Source organism: Pseudomonas sp. C 49-2 (assembly GCF_003970195.1).
Lineage (GTDB): Bacteria > Pseudomonadota > Gammaproteobacteria > Pseudomonadales > Pseudomonadaceae > Aquipseudomonas > Aquipseudomonas canadensis.
In genome coordinates, this window is sequence record NZ_RXYG01000006.1 from 224,203 (window position 1) to 244,669 (window position 20,467).

20 protein-coding genes are annotated in these 20,467 nt (G+C 61.4%); 11 read left to right on the top strand and 9 right to left on the bottom strand.

Going from position 1 to position 20,467, the window contains the following annotated elements; translation table 11 throughout:
* Positions 1–44: 44 nt before the first annotated feature.
* The 4 genes from EJ576_RS14255 to EJ576_RS14270 all read left to right on the top strand — a co-directional run bounded on the left by EJ576_RS14255 (position 45) and on the right by EJ576_RS14270 (position 4,236).
* Positions 45–458 (top strand): hypothetical protein, encoded by a 414-nt coding sequence (locus EJ576_RS14255; RefSeq protein ID WP_122726575.1) that lies wholly within the window; start codon positions 45–47, stop codon positions 456–458.
* Positions 459–478: 20 nt separating this feature from the next.
* A complete protein-coding gene (locus EJ576_RS14260) occupies positions 479–2,440 on the top strand; it encodes an AAA family ATPase (RefSeq protein WP_126570582.1) in 1,962 nt (653 codons plus the stop codon).
* A gap of 157 nt (positions 2,441–2,597) precedes the next feature.
* Positions 2,598–3,644 (top strand): N-acetylmuramidase family protein, encoded by a 1,047-nt coding sequence (locus tag EJ576_RS14265; protein WP_028617487.1) that lies wholly within the window; start codon positions 2,598–2,600, stop codon positions 3,642–3,644.
* A gap of 1 nt (position 3,645) precedes the next feature.
* Positions 3,646–4,236, top strand: a complete 591-nt coding sequence (locus tag EJ576_RS14270; protein ID WP_122726579.1) for a hypothetical protein — start codon at positions 3,646–3,648, stop codon at positions 4,234–4,236.
* A 127-nt stretch (positions 4,237–4,363) separates the two neighbouring features.
* Here the strand turns inward: EJ576_RS14270 and EJ576_RS14275 are convergent, their stop codons facing one another.
* Entirely contained in the window at positions 4,364–5,227 is an 864-nt protein-coding gene (locus EJ576_RS14275; RefSeq protein ID WP_028617485.1) for a LysR family transcriptional regulator, read from the bottom strand.
* Positions 5,228–5,329: 102 nt separating this feature from the next.
* Here EJ576_RS14275 and EJ576_RS14280 point away from each other — a divergent pair, with 102 nt between their 5' ends.
* Entirely contained in the window at positions 5,330–6,229 is a 900-nt protein-coding gene (locus EJ576_RS14280) for a DMT family transporter (protein ID WP_126570583.1), read from the top strand.
* Here EJ576_RS14280 and EJ576_RS14285 read toward each other — a convergent pair.
* Positions 6,180–6,938, bottom strand: coding sequence for an ABC transporter substrate-binding protein (locus tag EJ576_RS14285; RefSeq protein ID WP_126570584.1), 759 nt, complete (start codon positions 6,936–6,938; stop codon positions 6,180–6,182). The genes EJ576_RS14280 and EJ576_RS14285 overlap by 50 nt on opposite strands.
* A 133-nt stretch (positions 6,939–7,071) precedes the next feature.
* On the opposite strand from EJ576_RS14285, the gene dnaX reads away from it, so the two are divergent.
* The 5 genes from dnaX to EJ576_RS14310 all read left to right on the top strand — a co-directional run bounded on the left by dnaX (position 7,072) and on the right by EJ576_RS14310 (position 12,674).
* Positions 7,072–9,126, top strand: a complete 2,055-nt coding sequence (gene dnaX / locus EJ576_RS14290; RefSeq protein ID WP_126570585.1) for a DNA polymerase III subunit gamma/tau — start codon at positions 7,072–7,074, stop codon at positions 9,124–9,126.
* 43 nt (positions 9,127–9,169) lie between these two features.
* The gene (locus EJ576_RS14295; protein ID WP_003175481.1) at positions 9,170–9,508 is read left to right on the top strand and encodes a YbaB/EbfC family nucleoid-associated protein; all 339 of its coding nucleotides are present in this window, start codon (positions 9,170–9,172) and stop codon (positions 9,506–9,508) included.
* Between the two features lie 134 nt (positions 9,509–9,642).
* Positions 9,643–10,668 carry an NADP-dependent oxidoreductase gene (locus EJ576_RS14300; protein ID WP_122815034.1) on the top strand — a complete coding sequence of 342 codons (1,026 nt, stop codon included), beginning with the start codon at positions 9,643–9,645 and terminating at the stop codon, positions 10,666–10,668.
* A gap of 58 nt (positions 10,669–10,726) precedes the next feature.
* Positions 10,727–11,329, top strand: a complete 603-nt coding sequence (gene recR / locus EJ576_RS14305; protein WP_122726589.1) for a recombination mediator RecR — start codon at positions 10,727–10,729, stop codon at positions 11,327–11,329.
* Between the two features lie 196 nt (positions 11,330–11,525).
* A complete protein-coding gene (locus EJ576_RS14310) occupies positions 11,526–12,674 on the top strand; it encodes an acyl-CoA dehydrogenase family protein (RefSeq protein ID WP_126570586.1) in 1,149 nt (382 codons plus the stop codon).
* Between the two features lie 134 nt (positions 12,675–12,808).
* Here the strand turns inward: EJ576_RS14310 and EJ576_RS14315 are convergent, their stop codons facing one another.
* Entirely contained in the window at positions 12,809–13,357 is a 549-nt protein-coding gene (locus EJ576_RS14315; RefSeq protein WP_028617477.1) for an adenine phosphoribosyltransferase, read from the bottom strand.
* Positions 13,358–13,437: 80 nt separating this feature from the next.
* On the bottom strand, positions 13,438–14,172 hold the full coding sequence (fnr, locus tag EJ576_RS14320; RefSeq protein WP_122726593.1) for a fumarate/nitrate reduction transcriptional regulator Fnr: 735 nt from the start codon (positions 14,170–14,172) through the stop codon (positions 13,438–13,440).
* A 153-nt stretch (positions 14,173–14,325) separates the two neighbouring features.
* On the opposite strand from fnr, the gene EJ576_RS14325 reads away from it, so the two are divergent.
* A complete protein-coding gene (locus tag EJ576_RS14325) occupies positions 14,326–14,793 on the top strand; it encodes a FlxA-like family protein (RefSeq protein WP_126570587.1) in 468 nt (155 codons plus the stop codon).
* Here the strand turns inward: EJ576_RS14325 and hemN are convergent, their stop codons facing one another.
* From hemN to EJ576_RS14350, 5 genes are all read right to left on the bottom strand, one after another.
* Positions 14,794–16,176 (bottom strand): oxygen-independent coproporphyrinogen III oxidase, encoded by a 1,383-nt coding sequence (gene hemN / locus EJ576_RS14330; RefSeq protein ID WP_122687278.1) that lies wholly within the window; start codon positions 16,174–16,176, stop codon positions 14,794–14,796.
* Between the two features lie 261 nt (positions 16,177–16,437).
* Positions 16,438–17,121 (bottom strand): sulfite exporter TauE/SafE family protein, encoded by a 684-nt coding sequence (locus EJ576_RS14335; protein ID WP_122687279.1) that lies wholly within the window; start codon positions 17,119–17,121, stop codon positions 16,438–16,440.
* On the bottom strand, positions 17,114–17,326 hold the full coding sequence (gene ccoS, locus EJ576_RS14340; RefSeq protein WP_033900568.1) for a cbb3-type cytochrome oxidase assembly protein CcoS: 213 nt from the start codon (positions 17,324–17,326) through the stop codon (positions 17,114–17,116). Before ccoS ends, EJ576_RS14335 begins: the two co-directional genes overlap by 8 nt.
* 22 nt (positions 17,327–17,348) lie before the next feature.
* Positions 17,349–19,799 (bottom strand): heavy metal translocating P-type ATPase, encoded by a 2,451-nt coding sequence (locus EJ576_RS14345; RefSeq protein WP_126570588.1) that lies wholly within the window; start codon positions 19,797–19,799, stop codon positions 17,349–17,351.
* Between the two features lie 114 nt (positions 19,800–19,913).
* Positions 19,914–20,453, bottom strand: coding sequence for a FixH family protein (locus EJ576_RS14350; protein ID WP_126570589.1), 540 nt, complete (start codon positions 20,451–20,453; stop codon positions 19,914–19,916).
* Between the last annotated feature and the right edge of the window lie 14 nt (positions 20,454–20,467).

Consider the following 20,467-nt stretch of genomic DNA (forward strand, 5'->3'; position numbering starts at 1 on the left):
CCATGGCGGCATACTCCAGTGCCTGGCATCCGGAGACAACACACGTGGAAAAAGTCGACGACCTCACGCGCGAAAAACTGCGGGAGTGGCAGATGCGGCGCCTGGAGATCAAGGACCGCATCCAATCCCATCCTGAACAGACCCTGGAATTGTCGCGGGTGCTGGATCTTATGGACGACGAGCACGCGGAAATCCTCAGCCAGGCGGAAATGATCCGGTCTGCGAACGTGGCCAATGAGCCCACGCCGCCGCCACTCACTGGTGCCTACACGCTGCAGTTGAATGTAGCCGCACAGAGCGCCGAGGACCTGCGCCGGCTGCTGGATATGGCGGTCTTCGAACTCCAGCAGCAGGTCAATGCGATGGCCGCCACGGCTGACGCGGGTCCCCATTGCGGCGGTATGTCGGGCTCCCTGGGGGAGTATCGGTTTGAACTGGGCGGTCATGGCAATGCCTGACTCCCTGGCATCGAGGCACTATGCAACCGGAACACTTTGACTTATCCAGCCCTGTCTTCCTGCCTGTCACGGAGGAAACCTGCACGGCCCTGCTCGGCGTGGACGGCGACAAGGCCCTGGTCGGTCTGACAGACCCAGAGCTGGCCGCCGTGCTGGTTATCCAGAACCTGGCCCAGGCGGCCGAAAAGGACCTGACCTGCGCGGGCGCCGAGCGCATCTTGGCCAAGTTGCTCGACTGGGCGGTCGATACCCAGGGAGCGGGCGCCGCCACGTTGTTGTCCGAAGCCCAGCGGCTGTTCGATCCACGCAAGTTGTACTTCGGCTTCAACGCCCTTAAAACGGTCAATCTGCGCCTGTTGTCGGTTGAAGAAGTCGCAGCGCGGGATTACCTGTTGCCTACCGGCAAATGGGATATCGGCTACAAGGTCCGCCATCTGCGTAGCAATGATCCGTTCAGCCAGCAGATGGTCACGCCCCGGCACCGCGAGCGCTGGCTCAGCCCGGCGCAGGACAAGCTGGTGCGGACCTTCCGCGCCAACCTGAACGAAGACCTGCATGTCCAGGGCTACGCCGGCATCGGCAAGAGCCACCTGCTTGGCGCCTTGATGGAGTGCCTGCGGCCCGCCCAAACCCTGATACTGGCGCGCACCGGGGCAAAACTCGCGACCCTGCGTGAACGCATGGGACTGGCCAAGGACAGCAAGACCGGCTCGACCTTTGCTGCCTTCGCCAAGGCGCTGTTGCAAGGGCAACGACCCGCCGCGCAGGCCAAGCCAACTCGGTTGCCCGGCAAACACGAAGTGTCGCAGACCCTGAATATCCACGGCTGGCGTGGTCACGATGGCGTGGTAACGCTTGATATCTGCCTGAAGGTGCTCGACAGCTACTGCCACTCCAACCATCACAGCCTGTCGGCCAGGCATTTGCCGCATTTCAAGCAAGCCTTGTCCAGCGTGGACGCCCAGGCGTTGCTGGAGTATTCCAGCCGGTTGTGGACGTATCTGGACGCCAACCCGCAGTGGGCCGGTCAGACGGCCTTCGCAGCCTTGTTGCTGATCAAGCGCGCGAGCCTCGATGGATGCGTGGTGCCGCCGCGGTACACCCATGTGCTGATCGATGAAAGCCAGGACATTCCACCCTCGTTGTTGCAGATTATCGAACGTGGCCGCCAGGTGCTGATCACCCTTGGCGATGAGTACCAATTGGCCAGCGGTGTAATGGTCAGGCGCAAGCGTGAAGTCCGGCACACCGACATCAATTACTCGGTGCGCTCGGGCCGCAACGTCGAGCGCCTGGTCAACCCGCTGATCAGCGTGCACTCGCAGAAGGGCAAGACGCCCTTCGAAGGCGCGCGGGATGCCGACGTTGGCATTGAGCATTACCCTCAGGGTTTCGTGCCACCCGAAGGCTGCGTGGTGTTGACTGCGTCCCTTTGGGACACCATGAAATGGGCCATTCAGTTGCAGCAGGCTAACTGCCCGTTTGGCTTCCTCGACAGTGGTGCGCAACAGGATTTGCAGCGCTTCATGATCAGCGTCATCGCGCTGTTCAAGCCAGAGTTCTACAGCAACGAGCACAACGACAACGGCCCCCATGCTTACTTCAGCGACATGGACGACTGGCAACAGGTGCGCGATGCCAGCCAGTACGACGAGTCGTTCCTGTGGGTCGAGAGCGAGCTGGAAAAAGGCTTCAACGTTGCCGATATCACGCGCTTGAACCGCCTGAGCGGCGTCCCCGGCAAGCGCTGCCTGCTGATGCTGGCGGAGGAGGCGGGCGGCATGGAGTTCGACCGGGTGCTGCTGACGCCCGAACTGCTGACCAACGTGAAGTTCAAGGACGCCTACGCGTTCGACCAGCGGCTGTGCGCGGTGTACATCGCCATTTCCCGAGCGCGGATGCAGCTTTACCTGCCTTACGACGTGGTCGAGTGGATTGATTTCCACACCTACCAGAAAACCCGTGAATTCCACGGTTACTGATTTATTTAATTCGGCTGTTTCACAACTTTCAGCGGTCGCTCTGGACAACCTAAAACCACCTTGTTAGTTTCCGCCAGCCACTTGTTTCAGAGTATGACAAGGGTGTGCGGTTGATATTGAAGTGCTATCACTTCTTTAACTAACAAGGATGTCTGTGATGAAAAGCCTGCAAGGGTTGCCCCGTCTTATCAGTGCTTCAGTAGGCGCGCCCGGTAAAGCCCGCAACTTGCCCTCCGATGTGCAGTGCATCCAATATTTATTCAATCTGATCATTCCCAAACTGGGCTTCCCACTGGCCGAAAACGGCAAGTGCGACGGTCAGTTGGTGCAGTGCATCAGCCAGTATCAGTTCCGTCATCTCAAATATGCGCACCCCGATGGTGTGATCGACCCGACCGGTAAAACCTTCAACAGCCTGATCGAAGAGGCGGTGAAGGTACCGGTGAAGGCCTTTCCGAGCATGCGTATTCCAAGCTTTCTAAATGCATTCGGTAACAACCAAGGTGACGCGGTGCAAGCCACCGTCAACGTGTACCTGGACCGTATGCGGGCAATGATCGAGGCTGAGCGGCGCAATCGCCAATTGATGCTCCAGGCCACGTGCGATGGCGGCATGACGCTCACCGATACGGACTTTCAGAATGCCGCCAAGCAGTTGGGCAACGGCATTTCGGTGAATGTCATCAGGGCCTTCGCCACGGTGGAGTCGGGTGGTCGCTCGGGTTTCGGGCCGGCCAAGTTACCGATCATTGCGTTTGAAGGGCACCAATTTCGCAAGTACACCAAGCATATCTACGACCAGGCGCATCCGCTGCTTTCGTACATCTATGTGAGAAAGGCCGGGCCGCAGTGGCAGGTCAATAACAAGGATCAGGTCAAGGCCTGGGAAACCATGGCCACTGCATTCGCCCTGGACCAGGAAGCGGCGTTGATGTCGGCGTCGTGGGGCATGTTTCAGACCATGGGGTTCAACTACGCCTCATGCGGTTACAAAACGGTGTTTGAGTTTGCCGCGGCATTAAAAGTGAATGTCGGTAACCAACTGAAGGCGTTCCTCGCGTTTTGCGCTAACAGCCCGGCGTTGATGACGGCCATGAAAGCCAAGGATTTCACTTCGATGGCCCGTAACTATAACGGCAAGGACTACGGCAACTATGACGTCCTGATGAAAGAAGCCTACGAGAAACTTGAAGGAAAAAAATAAGATGATCCGTTTTCTAGCAGTGGGTGTGTTGTCGTTGTGCGCCGTTGTCCCCGCATTTGCCGGTTCGCCTGCGTTGCATTCCGGAAAATACGAAGGGCTGATGCTGGCGGTGACGCCTGAGCATCAGGTGGAAGGCTATTACGCGGAAGAGATGGGCGAGGGCGTTACTCGCAGCTGCACGTTCTACCTGCAAGGCAAGCCCTCAGCGCTGACCACCTGGAACGACACTGCCTACCCCGGCAGCGTGGCACCCTCGTCCGATGGCGTGACCCTCACCGTGGCAGAAGGCCGTCAGCATCCGGGTTGCCTCAATGTGCTGATGCCGGAAATTGCCACCGGCCTGGACCTGACCCAGACCGCCAGCAAAAAATGGATCGGCCTGGTCAAGGTCTCAGCCGACAAGGCTTACCTGCTGAAAAATCCAAGTGCCAAGGCGGCTAAACGTCCCTACATCGTCAAGAACGACGTGGTCGGTGTGCTGGCATTCAAGGATGGCTGGGCCCAGGTCGAGTTCATCAACGCAGATGATCGCTCGTTTACGGGGTGGATCAGCCAGGATCAATACGCGCGGTTGGCGGCCCCCAAAAGCTGATCTCGAAAACGGCAAAAATCTAAATGTGGGAGCGGGCTTGCTCGCGAATACGGAGTGTCAGTCGCTGGATGCAGTGACTGAGCCACCGCTTTCGCGAGCAAGCCCGCTCCCACATTTTGGATCTTCATCAACCGAATATTTCGCGGAGTAACCCGGCAAACGCATCCCGTGCCAGATGCCGCTGGGTGTCCTTGTGCCAGAACAGCAGGTTGTCCACCGCCTGCAGTTCATCGAACCGGTACGATGCCAGCTGATTGGCCTGCTCATAGCGGGCCAGGATGCCTTCCGGCGCCAGCGCCACGCCAATCCCGGCACTCACGCAACCAATGATCGTGCCCCAACTGGCATAGCTGGCGATGGTCGGCTTGAAGGCATGGGGCTTGACCCAGTTCTCCAGCGCTGCCCGATAGGGGCAACCCGGTGGCCATACCAGCAAGGTGCGGCCGGCCAGGTCTTCGGCGCTGCGGATCGGTTCGCTGGAGGCGCTGGCGATCAGCACCAGGCGCTCGCTGTAGACCACGCTGTGTTCGAGCTTTGCGCGTTTGTTGCCGGCGGCCACCAGCGCCACATCCAGGCGATGGTGTTGCAGGTCATCGAGCAGCTCGCCCCAGGCGCCGGTCACCAGTTCCAGGCTGACATCCGGGTAGCGTCGGTGGTATTCCGCCAGCAGCGGCGGCAGACGGCCACTGGCGCTGGACTCCACTGCGCCGATGCGCAGCGTGCCACGGGGTATGGCGTTGGCGTCCACGGCGCGTTTGGATTCGTCCACCAAGGCCAGGATGCGTTCGCAGTATTCGAGGAAAATCTCCCCCGCCGCACTGATCGCCAACCCACGCCCGGCTCGGATGAACAGCGGCGTGCCCAACTCGCTTTCCAGCTGCTTGATCCGCGTAGTGATGTTGGACGGCACGCAATGCAAGTGCACGGCGGCCTGGGCCACGCTGCCGGTTTGCGCTACGGCTCGCACCATTTTCAGTTGGGCCAGTTCCATTGCTCAGTTCCAGTGATTTCAGAAGTCAGAAACGGTTAATTGTCCTGCGTCTTGTGCAGGCCAAGACTGACGGTATTCCTTCTCTGTTTTCGGATGCCGTCGATGAACACCCCGTCACCCCTGAAGCTTACGCTAGTCATCGCCAGCGTCATCCTCTGTTGGGCCTATTCGCCGATTGGCGTGCACATGGGGCTGCACAGCTACAGCCCTGGCCAGTTGGCGTTGCTGCGGTTCTTGATTGCCTCGATGTTCATGGCGGGTGTGGCACTGGTGATGGGCATTGGCCGGCCGCGCCTGCGGGATCTGCCGTGGCTGCTGGTGTTGAGTTTTTTCGGGGTGTTCCTGCATCACACCAGCCTCAATTACGGACAGCAATTCGTGACGGCAGCGGCGTCCAGCGTGCTGGCGCAATCGGCGCCACTGTTCAGTGTGTTAATCGCGTTCTTCTGCTTGAAGGAGCGGATCAGCGTCTGGCGTTGGAGCTGTGTGTTGCTCGGCCTGCTGGGTGTGCTGGTGGTGATCTGGGGCGATCACGGCCTGGGCGATATCGACCCGCGCGGTTTGTTGATCCTGTTGGCGGCGGTGTCGTGGAGCCTGTACTTCGCCATCCAGAAACACTATGCCCATCGCTATAGCCCGTTGACCATGGCGTGCTACATGGTGTGGGCGGGCACCTTGATGCTTTGCGTGAATCTACCGGGCCTGCCCGCTGCCATGATGCAGGCGCCATTGCCGGAAAACCTCGCGGTGCTGGTGCTGGGGATCTTCCCCAGTGCCCTGGCGTACCTGGCCTGGGGTTATGTGTTGAAACATGTCGAGGTCAGTCGTGCCTCGGTGGCGATGTACCTGATCCCGCCCGTGGCCATGACGATGGCGGCGACGCTGCTGGGTGAACATATCACCCTGCAAGTGGTGCTGGGCGGTGTGATTGTGTTGGCCAGCGTAGCTGCCATCAGTCTTGAGGGACGTTGGCTGCGGTCTCTCCGGTGTACAGCTGGATGATCTGGTCGATCTCGCCCGACATCTTCATCCGCAACAAGGTACGCAGGATCAACTGCACCGGCACGTTCGGGTCATTGCGTACGGTGCAGCCCAGGTTCTGTTCATTGATCACCGCCACCTTGTGCAGGCGTTTGCCCACCGGCATCCGCTGGTTGAAGCGGTCGAGTATCCATTCATTGATCACTGCGAACTTGAAACGCCCGGCCACCAGTTTTTGCAGCACCTGCTCTTCGCTGCGCGCATCGTCGCGGCTGAGTTGGCCGCCGGCAAACAGCGGGTCGAGGGTGACGTAGCGGTAATTGAGCACGGTGCCGATGGCTTGCGGCGCGAGCTTGTCGATGTGTATGGGTTGCGGGGGAATGTGGGTGCTGACCAACAGGTTGCGCTGCACCATCAGCGGAATGCTCCAGGTGTAGTCGCCGGACTGGTCGTCGACCCAGGCCTGGGTGACATAACAGCGCACATCGATATCACCGTGTTCCATGGCGCTGGAGATGCGCGCCCGTGCCAGTACATGGAATTGCGCAGGGCGGCCGACCTGGGTGGCCAGGCTTAACATCACGTCATACAAAATGCCCTGGGTAGGCCGGCCATCTTCCAGTTGCACCATGGGCATCGCCCAACTGTCGGAAACCGAGAAGCGCAGCGGTGCGGGCGCTGCAAGGCTGGCCGTGGCAATCATCCATAAAACGCCCAGGACTGCGCGCATAAGCTCTCCGGGTTCAGGCCTTTTCGGGGCCAGTCACATGAGCTTAGTCAGATTAGGCAAGCGTGCCGGATGCAATTTCCCCCTTGCTCCGCTAGCATTACCGGCTTCTGTTTCCCAGTTGCGACGGTTTTCGATGAGTTATCAGGTTCTTGCACGTAAATGGCGTCCGCGCTCGTTCCGCGAAATGGTCGGCCAGACCCATGTGCTCAAGGCTCTGATCAATGCCTTGGACAGCCAGCGGCTGCACCACGCCTACCTGTTCACTGGTACGCGGGGGGTGGGCAAAACCACCATTGCGCGCATTATCGCCAAATGCCTGAACTGTGAAACCGGTATCACTTCAACGCCGTGCGGCACCTGTTCGGTGTGCAAGGAAATCGACGAAGGGCGTTTCGTCGACCTGATCGAGATCGACGCCGCGAGCCGCACCAAGGTCGAAGACACCCGCGAGCTGCTCGACAACGTGCAGTACGCGCCGAGTCGTGGCCGCTTCAAGGTCTACCTGATCGACGAAGTGCACATGCTCTCCAGCCATTCCTTCAACGCCCTGTTGAAAACCCTGGAAGAGCCGCCGCCCTACGTCAAATTCATCCTGGCCACCACCGACCCGCAGAAACTTCCTGCAACGATTCTGTCGCGGTGCTTGCAGTTCTCACTGAAAAACATGACCCCTGAGCGGGTGGTCGAGCATTTGACCCACGTGCTGGGCGTCGAGAACGTACCATTCGAAGACGACGCGCTGTGGCTGCTCGGCCGCGCTGCCGATGGCTCGATGCGTGATGCCATGAGCCTCACCGACCAGGCCATCGCCTTTGGTGAAGGCAAGGTCATGGCCGCCGATGTTCGCGCCATGCTTGGCACCCTCGACCACGGCCAGGTTTTCGACGTGCTGCACGCGCTGATCGAAGGCGACGCCAAGGCGTTGCTCGAAGCTGTGCGTCACCTGTCGGAGCAAGGCCCGGACTGGAACGGCGTGCTCTCGGAAATTCTCAATGTGCTGCACCGCGTTGCCATCGCCCAGGCGCTGCCTGAAGGTGTCGACAACGGCCATGGTGACCGCGACCGTGTGTTGGCCCTGGCCCAGGCGTTGCCGGCCGAAGATGTGCAGTTCTACTACCAGATGGGCCTGATTGGCCGCCGCGACCTGCCCCTGGCGCCCGACCCGCGCGGTGGCTTTGAAATGGTGCTGCTGCGGATGCTGGCGTTCCGGCCCGCCGATGCGGCCGATGCGCCGAGACAGCCGCTAAAGCCAGTGGGGATCAGCCAGGCCACAGTTGATTCCGCCAAACCAGTGGCTGGCGCGGCGGTGGTTGCGCCAGTGGTTGCTGCGCCTGCGCCGGTTGCTGCGGCGCCCGAGCCTGAGCCTGTGGTCGCTGCGCCGGTGATCGAGCCGGAACCCGTCGTCGAACCTGAACCGGTCGTAGACCTGCCTTGGAATGACCCGGTAGACGCTGAAGTCGAAGCCGAGCAAGCGCCCGCCGTGGAGCCCGTGCTGGAAACCATCGGCGAGCAGCCCGAGCTGACCCCGATGCCCACGCCGACTCCGGACAGTGTGGTGCCGGACGCGCCCGAATGGGTGTCGGCGCCGGTTCCCGAGCCGACCGTGGCCCAAGTGGAAGCCGCCACGCCGGGCATCGACCTCGACGACGAACCGCCGCTGGACGAAGACTACATCGAGCCGGACATGGATTCGGCCTACAGCTACTTGGACGATCTGGCCAGCGAACACACCGCCGAGCCGGCCCCCGAGCCTGAGGCGGAACCCGCTGCCGCGCCGGCCACTGGCCTGGCCCTGCAATGGCTGGAATTGTTTCCGAAGCTGCCGATTTCCGGCATGACCGGTAGCATCGCCGCCAACTGCACGCTGATTTCCATCGATGGCGATCACTGGCTGCTGCACCTGGACCCGGCCCACAGCGCCCTGTTCAACGCGACCCAGCAACGCCGCCTGAACGACGCACTGAACCAGTACCATGAGCGCACGCTGACCATTACCATCGAGCTGATCAAGCCGGAGCAGGAAACCCCGGCCCAGGCCGCGACCCGCCGGCGTATCAACCGTCAGCGTGAGGCCGAGGACTCGATCCACGGTGATCCGCTCATCCAGCAAATGATGCAACAGTTCGGTGCGGTCGTCCGTCACGATACTATTGAACCTGTCGAAGCCCCGGTGCCCCAGGCGTCCTGACACCGGGCTACTAACTTGATCCACGTACTTTGAGGTGATTCCCATGATGAAAGGTGGCATGGCCGGCCTGATGAAGCAGGCGCAGCAGATGCAGGAAAAAATGGCCAAGATGCAGGAAGAACTGGCCAACGCCGAAGTCACCGGTAAAGCCGGTGGCGATATGGTCAGCGTGGTGATGACCGGTCGTCACGACATCAAGCGCGTGAGCATCGACCCAAGCGTACTGCCAGGCGTCGGTGAAGATGACCTGGAAATGCTCGAAGCCTTGTTCGCTGCCGCCGTCAACGACGCCGTGCGCAAGATCGAAGCCAACAGCCAGGAAAAAATGGGCGGTGTGACCGCTGGCATGCAATTGCCACCGGGCATGAAGCTGCCGTTCTGATCCGGCAGCTTTAGCTAGACTCCAATGCCAGGCCTTGTGCCTGGCATTTTTGTTTGTGCCGAATCTGATCGAACCCTGGCACGGCACGCATGGTCTGCACCCTATACCGATGGATTCGATAAAGGAGCCCTTTCATGCCTCAAGAACCAACCCTGAACCAGCGCATTGTCCTGGTCTCACGCCCCCAAGGCGCACCGACCCCGGAAAATTTCCGCCTGGAGCGCGTGAATCTACCGGAGTTGGCAGACGGCCAAGTCCTGCTGAAGACGTTGTACCTGTCTCTGGATCCTTACATGCGTGGACGTATGAGCGACGCACCGTCCTACGCCGCTCCGGTGGAAATCGATGAAGTGATGACCGGTGGCGCTGTCAGCCGTATCGAGCAATCGCGCAATCCGAAATTCGAAGTGGGTGACCTGGTAGTCGGTTCCACCGGCTGGCAGAGCCATAGTATTTCCGATGGCCGGAACCTGATGCCGGTGCCCAAGGGCCTGGCCAGCCCGTCCATGGCCCTGGGTGTGCTGGGCATGCCGGGCATGACCGCCTACATGGGCCTGATGGATATTGGCCAGCCCAAAACCGGGGAAACCCTGGTCGTCGCCGCAGCGTCCGGCGCAGTGGGCTCGGTGGTGGGGCAGGTGGCCAAGCTCAAAGGCTTGCGCGTGGTCGGGATCGCAGGGGGCGCGGACAAGTGCCGCTACGTGGTGGAGGAGTTGGGCTTCGATGCCTGCGTCGACCACAAAAGTGCACACTTCGCCGACGAATTGGCCCACGCCTGCTTCAAGGGCGTCGATATCTATTTCGAGAACGTCGGCGGCAAGGTATTCGACGCCGTGGTGCCCTTGCTCAATCCCAAGGCCCGGATTCCGCTGTGCGGGTTGATCGCCGGCTACAACGCCCATGAAGCACCCAGCGGACCCGACCGGTTGCCGGCCCTGCAGCGCACGCTGCTGACCAAGCGCGTGCGGATCCAGGGCTTTATCGTGTTCGATGACTACGGTGATCGCCAGCCCGAATTCCAAAGCGCCATGGCGCCGTGGGTGCGCGACGGCAAGATCAAGTTCCGCGAGGATGTGGTCGAGGGCCTGGAGCGGGCGCCCGAGGCCTTTATCGGTCTGTTGGAAGGGCGCAACTTCGGCAAGTTGGTCGTGCGCATTTGACGCTTATCCGGGGCGCGGGTATAAACCGCGTCTCGTTGTTTTGTCGGACCCTTCGCCCATGAGCTTCAGCCCCCTGATTCGCCAACTGATCGACGCGCTGCGCATTTTGCCGGGTGTCGGCCAGAAAACCGCCCAGCGTATGGCGCTGCAACTGCTGGAGCGTGATCGCAGCGGCGGCGCCCGGTTGGCCCAGGCCTTGAGCCAGGCCATGACCGGTGTCGGTCACTGTCGCCAGTGTCGCACCCTCACTGAAGAAGAACTCTGCCCGCAATGCGCCGACCCACGCCGCGACGACACGCTGCTGTGCGTGGTAGAAGGGCCGATGGATGTGTACGCGGTGGAGCAGACCGGCTATCGCGGCCGTTACTTCGTACTCAAGGGCCACCTGTCGCCGCTGGACGGCCTGGGCCCGGAAGCCATCGGCATTCCGCAACTGGTGGCGCGCATTGAAGGACAGGGCACTTTCACTGAAGTGATCCTGGCCACCAACCCGACGGTGGAAGGTGAGGCGACCGCGCACTACATTGCGCAATTGCTGACCAACAAAGGCCTGATCACCTCGCGTATTGCCCATGGCGTGCCGTTGGGTGGCGAGTTGGAGTTGGTGGACGGTGGCACGTTGGCGCATTCCTTCGCCGGCCGCAAACCTATCGCCCTCTAAGGTTCACCGCAGAACAAATGTGGGAGCTGGCTTGCCTGCGATAGCATCACCACGGTGTAACTGATACACCTCGGTGCCTGCATCGCAGGCAAGCCAGCTCCCACATTGGTTTTGTGCTGTCAGTGGATTTTTCGTACAGCTTGATAACCAAGCAAGCGCTTGGTAAGTTCGCTCCACCTCACCGTGGAGCTTGCCGATGTCTGCCTATCAGGACTACTTCGACCCCAGCCACCAATTGGTTCGCGACAGCGTGCGCCGTTTCGTCGAGCGCGAGATGTTGCCGGGCATCGAACAGTGGGAGGAGGCGGAAAGCTTTCCCCGCGAGCTGTACCTCAAGGCAGGCGCGGCGGGGATTCTTGGCATCGGTTACCCCGAAGCTCTCGGTGGCAGTCATGAAGGTGATCTGTTCGCCAAGGTGGCTGCCAGCGAAGAATTGATGCGTTGCGGCTCTGGCGGCGTGGTGGCGGGGTTGGGTTCATTGGATATTGGCTTGCCGCCTATCGTCAAATGGGCCCGGCCCGAGGTGCGCGAGCGCGTAGCGCCGCAGGTCCTGTCCGGTGAAAAGATCATCGCCCTGGCGGTCACCGAGCCGGGCGGCGGTTCGGATGTGGCCAGCCTGCAAACCCGTGCCGTTCGCGAGGGCGACCATTACCGCGTCAGCGGCAGCAAGACCTTCATCACCAGCGGCAGCCGCGCCGATTTCTACACCGTGGCCGTGCGCACGGGTGGACCGGGCTTTGGCGGCATCAGCCTGCTGCTGATCGAAAAAGACACCCCCGGTTTTACCGTTGGCCAGCCTCTGAAGAAAATGGGCTGGTGGGCCTCGGACACCGCTGAGTTGTTCTTCGACGATTGCCGCGTGCCCGTCGGCAACCTGATCGGCGCTGAAAACATGGGCTTTGCCTGCATCATGGGCAACTTCCAGAGCGAGCGCCTGGCCCTGGCGCTCATGGCCAACATGACCGCGCAGTTGGCCCTAGAGGAAAGCCTCAAATGGGCCGCCGAGCGCGAAGCCTTCGGCAAACCCATCGGCAAATTCCAGGTGATCAAGCATCGCCTGGCAGAGATGGCCACCGCCGTGGAAGTCTCCCGCGAATTCACCTACCGGCAGGCAGCAAAGATGGCCGCCGGTATCAGCGTGATCAAGGAGATATCCATGGCCAAGAACCTTGCCACTGACACCGCCGACCGCGTCACCTACGACGCGGTGCAGATTCTCGGTGGACAGGGCTATATGCGCGGCAGCCTGGTGGAACGGCTGTATCGGGATAACCGCATCCTGTCGATTGGCGGGGGGACGCGGGAGGTGATGAACGAGATCATCTGCAAGCAGATGGGTTTGTGATCGTTGCTGGTCTTTCGGGCCTCATCGCTGGCAAGCCAGCTCCCACTTTTGATTGGGGTCACACAGTCATATCTGTGAATGCGATCAAATGTAGGATCCGGGCTTGCCCGCGATGAGGCCCGCCCAGGCAACTGTTACTGTTCGGTCAGCGCAAATTGCGTCAAACAAAACGTCGGAATCCCCATGTCTTCCAGACGCTGCGACCCACCCAGTTCCGGCAGATCAATAATCGCCGCCGCTTCAAAGATCTTCGCGCCCATGCGCCGCACCAGGTTTGCCGCTGCAATCAGGGTGCCGCCGGTGGCGATCAAGTCATCGAACATCAATACCGAATCGCCCTCGCACAGGCTGTCGGCATGCACTTCGAGGAACGCTTCGCCGTACTCGGTCTGGTAACCCTCGGCCAGCACGTCAGCCGGCAGCTTGCCTTGCTTGCGGAACAGGATCAGCGGCTTGTTCAGTTGGTAGGCGATGATCGAACCGATCAGGAAACCCCGCGCATCCATCGCGCCGATATGCGTGAACTCGGCCTCGACATACCGATGGGCAAAGCTGTCCGCCACCAGGCGCAGGGCGCGGGGCGATTGGAACAATGGCGTGATGTCACGGAAGATCACCCCAGGCTTGGGGAAGTCGATGACGGGGCGGATCAGGGATTTGATGTCGAACGAATCGAAGGTCATCGTCGAAGAGTCCTGGGGCTGGAAACGGACTCGAAGTATACCTGCGGCTTTGCCGGTTGGCGCGGCCGCAAGTGTCTGCATCAACCTTCTAGCGAGCCACCGGCCAGCGCACACAACTGGATCGGGTCGAGGATATGCACTTCTTTACCTTCGGCGGCGATCAGTTTGTTTTGCTGGAAGCGGGTAAACACGCGGGACACGGTTTCCACCGCGAGGCCCAGGTAGTTGCCGATTTCATTGCGCGACATGCTCAGGCGGAACTGGTTGGCCGAGAAACCACGGGCACGGAACCGCGCCGACAGGTTGACCAGGAAGGTCGCGATGCGCTCGTCGGCGGTTTTCTTCGACAGCAGCAGCATCATTTGCTGGTCGTCACGGATCTCGCGGCTCATCACACGCATCAACTGACGGCGCAGTTGCGGCAACTGCAGGGCCAGTTCGTCCAGGCGTTCGAAGGGGATTTCGCAAACGGACGTAGTCTCCAGCGCCTGGGCCGACACTGGGTGAATCTCGGTGTCCATGCCCGACAAGCCCACCAGTTCACTGGGCAGGTGGAAACCGGTGATCTGCTCTTCGCCACTGTCGCTCAGGCTGAACGTCTTCAACGCACCCGAACGTACTGCATAAACGGAATCGAACTTGTCGCCCTGGCGAAACAGGAACTCGCCTTTTTTCAGCGGGCGGCCACGTTTAACGATGTCGTCCAGCGCATCCATGTCTTCCAAATTCAACGAAAGTGGCAAGCAGAGGGGCGCCAGGCTGCAATCCTTGCAATGAGCCTGGCTGTGAGCGCGCAGTTTAACTGGCTCGGACATTTCTTAAATCCTTGTGGGAAAACACACATAAGACGTAAGGGTAACGCACTGGGGGGCGGTGAGGCCAGCTTGTACAAAAAACCGGCAGCGGTATAAAGGTTTTTGTATCGAGGTCGATACAGCAGGCATACCTATTGAGTCGGAGCTTGGATCATGTCTGTTATAGCTGCCTACAACCCTGCCATCCGCATTCCGACGGTGCCGGATGCAAAGCCAGCGGCTGAGGCCCAGGAAAAAGCACCTGAGGTTGAAACGACCAGCGCACCCAAAGTGGTCGAAGGTGTGACGGTGACTATTTCCGCCGATGCATTCAAGGCCGCCGGTGCAGCCAAGAGCTCCAATGCGGATATCGATGAAAGTGGCCTGGACGACAACGTCAAACAGGTGCTGAAAATGATCCGCCAGTTGAAACAACAGATCGCCGAAAAACAGGCTGAGCTGGCGGCCCTTGCAGCGGCCACTAATCTTTCCCCTGAAGAGGCCCGCGCAAAGGCCAGCGCTTTGCAGAGCGAGATCAGTTCTCTGCAGGCGGGCCTGATGTCGGCCCAGACTTCACTCGCTAAGTCGATGAAAGGGATGAGTGCCGAGGATTCGATGAAGACTGCCTCGCTGTCGATGTAATCAAATCACCCGGGAAAATCGCTGCCTGTTCTGGTGCTCCAGATAGGCATCGAACACCATGCACACCGAACGCACCAGCAGTCGCCCGGCTGGCAATACGCGAATGCCTTGGGCGTCGAGTTCGATCAGGCCATCCTCGGCCATCGCCGTCAGTTGCGGCCAGATGTCGTCGAAATACCCGCGAAAGTCGATGTTGAAGGCCTGCTCGATCGTCTCGAATGCCAGGCTGAAATTGCAGATCAACTGCTGGATTACTTCCCGCCGCAACCGATCGTCCGTGGTGCAGACCAGGCCGCGACTGGTAGCCAGTTGCGCGCCGGCCAGGGTGTTCTGGTAGCCGTTGAGGTCGCTGCTGTTCTGGCAGTACAGGTCACCGATCTGGCTGATCGCCGACACCCCGAGCCCGATCAAGTCGCAATGGCCGTGGGTGGTGTAGCCCTGGAAGTTGCGTTGCAGGGTGCCTTCTTCCTGGGCAATGGCCAACTCGTCGTCGGGCAGGGCGAAATGGTCCATGCCGATGTAGCGGTAGCCGGCCTGGGTCAGTTGCTCGATGGTGGTTTGCAGCATCAAGAGCTTTGACGCAGGGGAGGGCAGTTCGTCGGTGCTGATACGCCGCTGGGGCATGAAACGCTCCGGCAGATGCGCGTAATTGAACACCGACAGACGATCGGGTTGCAGCCTGATGACTTCTTCTACAGTGCGCGCAAAATTGATCGGTGTTTGCTTGGGCAAGCCGTAGATCAGGTCGACATTGATCGAGCGAAATTGCAGGGTGCGCGCCGCATCGATGACCGCACGGGTTTCCTCCAGGCTCTGCAGGCGATTCACTGCCCGTTGCACCTCGGGGTCAAGGTCTTGCAGGCCGATGCTCACGCGGTTGAAGCCAAGTTCACGCAGCAGGCCCATGGTCGCCCAGTCCGCTTCACGGGGGTCGATCTCGATGCCGTAGTCGCCGGAATCGTCATCCAGCAGATTGAAGTGCTGGCGCAGGCAGCCCATGACCTGGCGCAGTTCATCGTGGCTGAGAAAGGTCGGGGTGCCGCCGCCGAAGTGCAGTTGCTCAACCCGCTGTTTCGGATCGAGGTGGCAGGCCACCAGTTGGATCTCTTGCTCCAGGCGTTGCAGGTAGGCCTGGGCGCGGCCACGGTCCTTGGTGATGACCTTGTTGCAAGCGCAGTAGTAGCAGATGTTCGCGCAGAACGGCACATGCACATACAGCGACAACGGTCGCACGGCTTTGCGGCTGTCGCGCAGGGCGTGGAGCAGGTCGAAAGTGCCGACCTGGCTGTCGAATTGTACGGCGGTGGGGTAGGACGTGTAACGCGGTCCCGCCAGGTCGTAGCGGTGAATCAGATTGGTGTCCCAACGAATGGCGTCGAGCATGCGGGCGTTCCCCCGGATAGGCTAGTGGGCCGAGTCTAGGGGCGTGGCAGGGATGGCATCTTGATTTGCATCAACGGGGAGCGGCGCTATGCCACATGGCGCCGAGCGCCCTGCCTCGCAAGTACTGATCGTTTTTGACGGCGTCTGTTGCCGTCATGCTGCGTTGCCGCTCCTCCCCATAGCCAGCTATGAGTCGTCGCGGCGCCTTGCCTGACGACAACGGCCACTCGTCAAAAACGATCGTACTTACGAGGCAGGGCGCTAGTGGCCCATTAGCCAGTGCTGGTGCGGGCCGGGCAACGTCCAGATACCGAAGAGTATGACCAGCACGCCACCGGTCATCCGCACGCTGCGTTTGCGCAATAATGCCGTGACCCGTTCGGCGGCCAGGCCGGTAGCCAACAGCACCGGCCAAGTGCCCAGCCCGAATGCCAGCATCAGCAACCCGCTGTCCAGCGCATTGCCCTGGCTCGCCGCCCACAGCAACGTGCTGTAGACCAACCCGCACGGCAACCAGCCCCACAGCGCGCCCAGCAGCAAGGCGCGCGGTACGCTGGACACCGGCAGCAAACGGTTGGCGACTGGCTGTATGTAGCGCCACAGGCCGCGTCCGAGGCTTTCGATACGGGTCAGGCCGCTCCACCAGCCGGCCAGGTACAGGCCCATGCTGATCAATAGCAACCCGGCCAGTACGCGCATGAACATCGCCGCCGGGCTGTTCGCCACTGCCCAACCGGCCAGGCCGATCAACACCCCGGCAGCGGTATAGCTGAAGATGCGCCCAAGGTTGTAGGCCAGCAGCAGTTTAAACCGGCGACCACGCTGCTCCTTGGGGATGGCCAGGGTCAGCGCGCCCATCAGGCCGCCGCACATGCCCAGGCAATGGCCGCCGCCGAGCAGGCCGAGGATCAGCGCGGAGACCAGCAGTGGCGCCAGTTCAAGCATGGGGCGGGTCTTTGGGCGGTTGTTCGGGGTGGTTGGCCTCTTCGATGCCGGCCAGGTGGTTCGGGTCCTGGTCGTCGAACAGCACGCTATGGGCCGGGCCGTCGAGGTCGTCGTACTGACCGCTGTCCACCGCCCAGAAGAAGATGTAGATAGCCACGCCCACTAACAGCAGCGCCGCCGGAATCATCACGTATAAAGCTGGCATCTGCACTCCATGGCCGTGCGGCTCACACCGGCAGCGGGCGGGTTACTGAGGGGGCTCGGACCGCTGGCGCGCTCGGCAGGCGAGTCAGGCGCAGGGCATTGAGCACCACGGTCAACGAACTGAGGGACATGCCCACTGCGGCCCAGATCGGGGTGATCCAACCCAGGGCGGCGAACGGCAGCATAAGGCCATTGTACAGCCCGGCCCACAGCAGGTTTTCAATGATCACTCGGCGGGTGCGCCGCGCCAGGGTAAAGGCTTGTACGAGGGCGTCCAGGCGGTTGGACAGCAAGACCGCGTCGGCGCTGGTCTTGGCCAGGTCGGTGGCCGTGCCCATGGCCACGCTGATATCGGCGGCGGCGAGGACTGGCACATCGTTGATCCCGTCGCCGAGCATCAATACCTTGCGGCCTTCCTTGTGCAGTTGTTGCAGTACGTGCAGCTTGTCATCGGGGCGCAAGCCGCCGTGGGCCTCGTCGATCCCCAGTTCGGCGGCGACGCTGGCGACCATCGGCGAACTGTCGCCGGACAGCAACAGCGTGCGCCAGCCACGTGCCTTGCACGCGGCGAGCAGGGCCGGCGCGTCACTGCGCAGACGGTCATCGAGGACGAACCAGGCCAGGGCGCCTTCACGGTCGCCGAGCAGCAGCCATTGGCCCGAAACCTCAGGCGCGGCTGGGATCGGGCAACCACTGAGTTCACAGACAAAACCCGGTTGGCCAATGCGCAATACGCGCTCGCCGACACGCCCTTCAAGGCCCAGCCCTGGCGAACTGATCACTTCATCGGCGGCCAGTGGCGCACGGCCAAAGGCGCGGGCAATCGGGTGTTCGGAGCGGTTTTCCAGGGCAGCGGCGAGGCTCAGGCACAGGTCGGTGCTCAAGCTGCCCAGGGGGCGGATGGTTCTTAATGCCAGGCGTCCTTCGGTGAGGGTGCCGGTCTTGTCGAAGATCACTGTATCGATCTGGTTCAGCCCTTCCAGCACATGCCCGCGGGTCAACAGCAGGCCCAGTTTGTGCAAGGTGCCGGTGGCGGCGGTGAGGGCGGTGGGTGTGGCGAGGGACAGCGCGCAGGGGCAGGTCGCCACCAGCATCGCCAGCACAATCCAGAACGCCCGCGACGAATCCAGTTCCCACCACAGCAGGCCGATCAACACTGCGGCGATCAACGAGCACAACAGGAACCACTGCGCGGCACGGTCGGCGATCTGCGCCAGGCGCGGTTTCTCGGCCTGGGCCCGCTCCAGCAGGCGCACGATGGCGGACAAGCGTGTGTCGTGGCCCAAGGCGCGTACTTCGACGGTCAGCGCGCCTTCGACATTGAGGGTGCCTGCGGTGACCGCGTCGCCGGTCTGGCGGGGTTGCGGCAGGTACTCGCCGGTGAGCAGGGATTCATCGATGCTCGATTGCCCATCAAGGATCACGCCATCTGCTGGCAGCACAGCGCCTGGATGCACCAGGACGCGATCGCCCAGTGCCAGTTCCGGGAGCAGGATGCGTTCACTCTGGCCATCGGCCTTGAGCCGCAGGCACGAGGCGGGCAACAGGTTCACCAACTGTGCGGTGGCGGCGGCCGTGCGCTCGCGGGCGCGGCGCTCAAGGTAGCGACCGGCCAACAGGAACAGCGCAAACATGCCCACCGCATCGAAATACAGCTCGCCCACGCCAGTGATCGCGGTCCAGATCCCCGCCAGATAGGCGCCACCGATAGCCAATGACACCGAAACGTCCATGGTCAGGTGACGCGTGCGTACGTCGCGCATAGCGCCCTTGAAAAACGGTGCGCAGCTGTAGAACACGATGGGCGTTGTCAGAAACATTGCCACCCAGCGCAGGATCACGTGCAGCTCCGGGCTCAGATCGATATTGAATTCCGGCCAGGTGGCCATGGTTGCCATCATCGCCTGGAACCACAGCAGCCCGGCCACGCCCAGTTGGCGCAGGGCCAGACGGTTTTCGCTGGCCAGTTGCTCGGCGGCGCGGTCCGGCTGATAGGGATGGGCGGCGTAACCGATGTGGCGCAACTCGCTGAGCAGTTGGCTCAGCGGCAGTTGGCCGTCGGCCCAACGCACTTGCAGTCGATGGTTGGACAGGTTCAGCCGCGCCTCGGCCACGGCGGGCAGGCTGCGCAGGTGTTTTTCGATCAGCCAGCCGCAGGCCGCGCAGCTGATGCCTTCCATCAACAGGGTGGCTTCGGCGAGTTCGCCTTCGTGGCGCACAAAGGGTTTTTGCACGTCGGCGCGGTCGTACAGCGCCAGCTCATCCACCAGTTGCACCGGCAATGCCTCGGGGTTGGCCGAGGCTTCGCTACGGTGCTGGTAGTAGCTTTCCAGGCCGCCGGCCACAATGGCTTCGGCCACCGCCTGGCAGCCTGGGCAACAGAGCTCGCGGCGTTCGCCGAGGATCACTGCGGTGAAGCGGCTGCCCGGCGGAACAGGCAGGGCGCAGTGGTAGCAGGGGATTGGGCTGGTCATGGGTATGAATCTTAGTCGGCTGGGAAGGCCTCATCGCCGGCAATCCGGCTCCTACAGGTCTAACGCGGTCCCTTGTAGGAGCTGGCTTGCCGGCGATGCGCGAAGCGCAGGTGTTTATTTTTTCAGGTCTTCGGCACCCTGCAACGGTTCATCGCCCAGCAGCAAGTCCTTGTCGTGGCTGACCTGTTCTTCTTCGAACATGCGCCAGGTACGGTCGCCTTCCACACCCAGCAACTCGACGAAGCGACGGCCTTCGACCTTGTCGGTGACCTGGCCGATGTAGCGACCGGGTTCGCTGTCGCTGCGGGCCAGGTTGATCTTGCGATCCTTCTCCGGCTGCGTCGGGGAAATCAGGTTCAATTCCAGGGTGGTCGGGTTGCTGTTGCCGGCGAGGTTCACTTCGACTTCACCGGTCAGTTCATCCAGGTGCACCTTGGCGCGCAGTTGCAGGGTCTGGGCCAGCAGTTCGCGGTCCAGGGAGCGGTTGATGCCTTTGCCGGCCTCATAGTAGTTGTCGTTGACCAGGTTATCCGGGTTGTTCACCGCGATGGTCACCATGGACAGGGTCAACGTCACCGAACAGGCCAGGATCCCAATGATGATCCAGGGCCAGAGGTGCTTGTACCAGGGGCTTGCGGCAGTGGCTACGGACATTGTTCTGCTCTCTT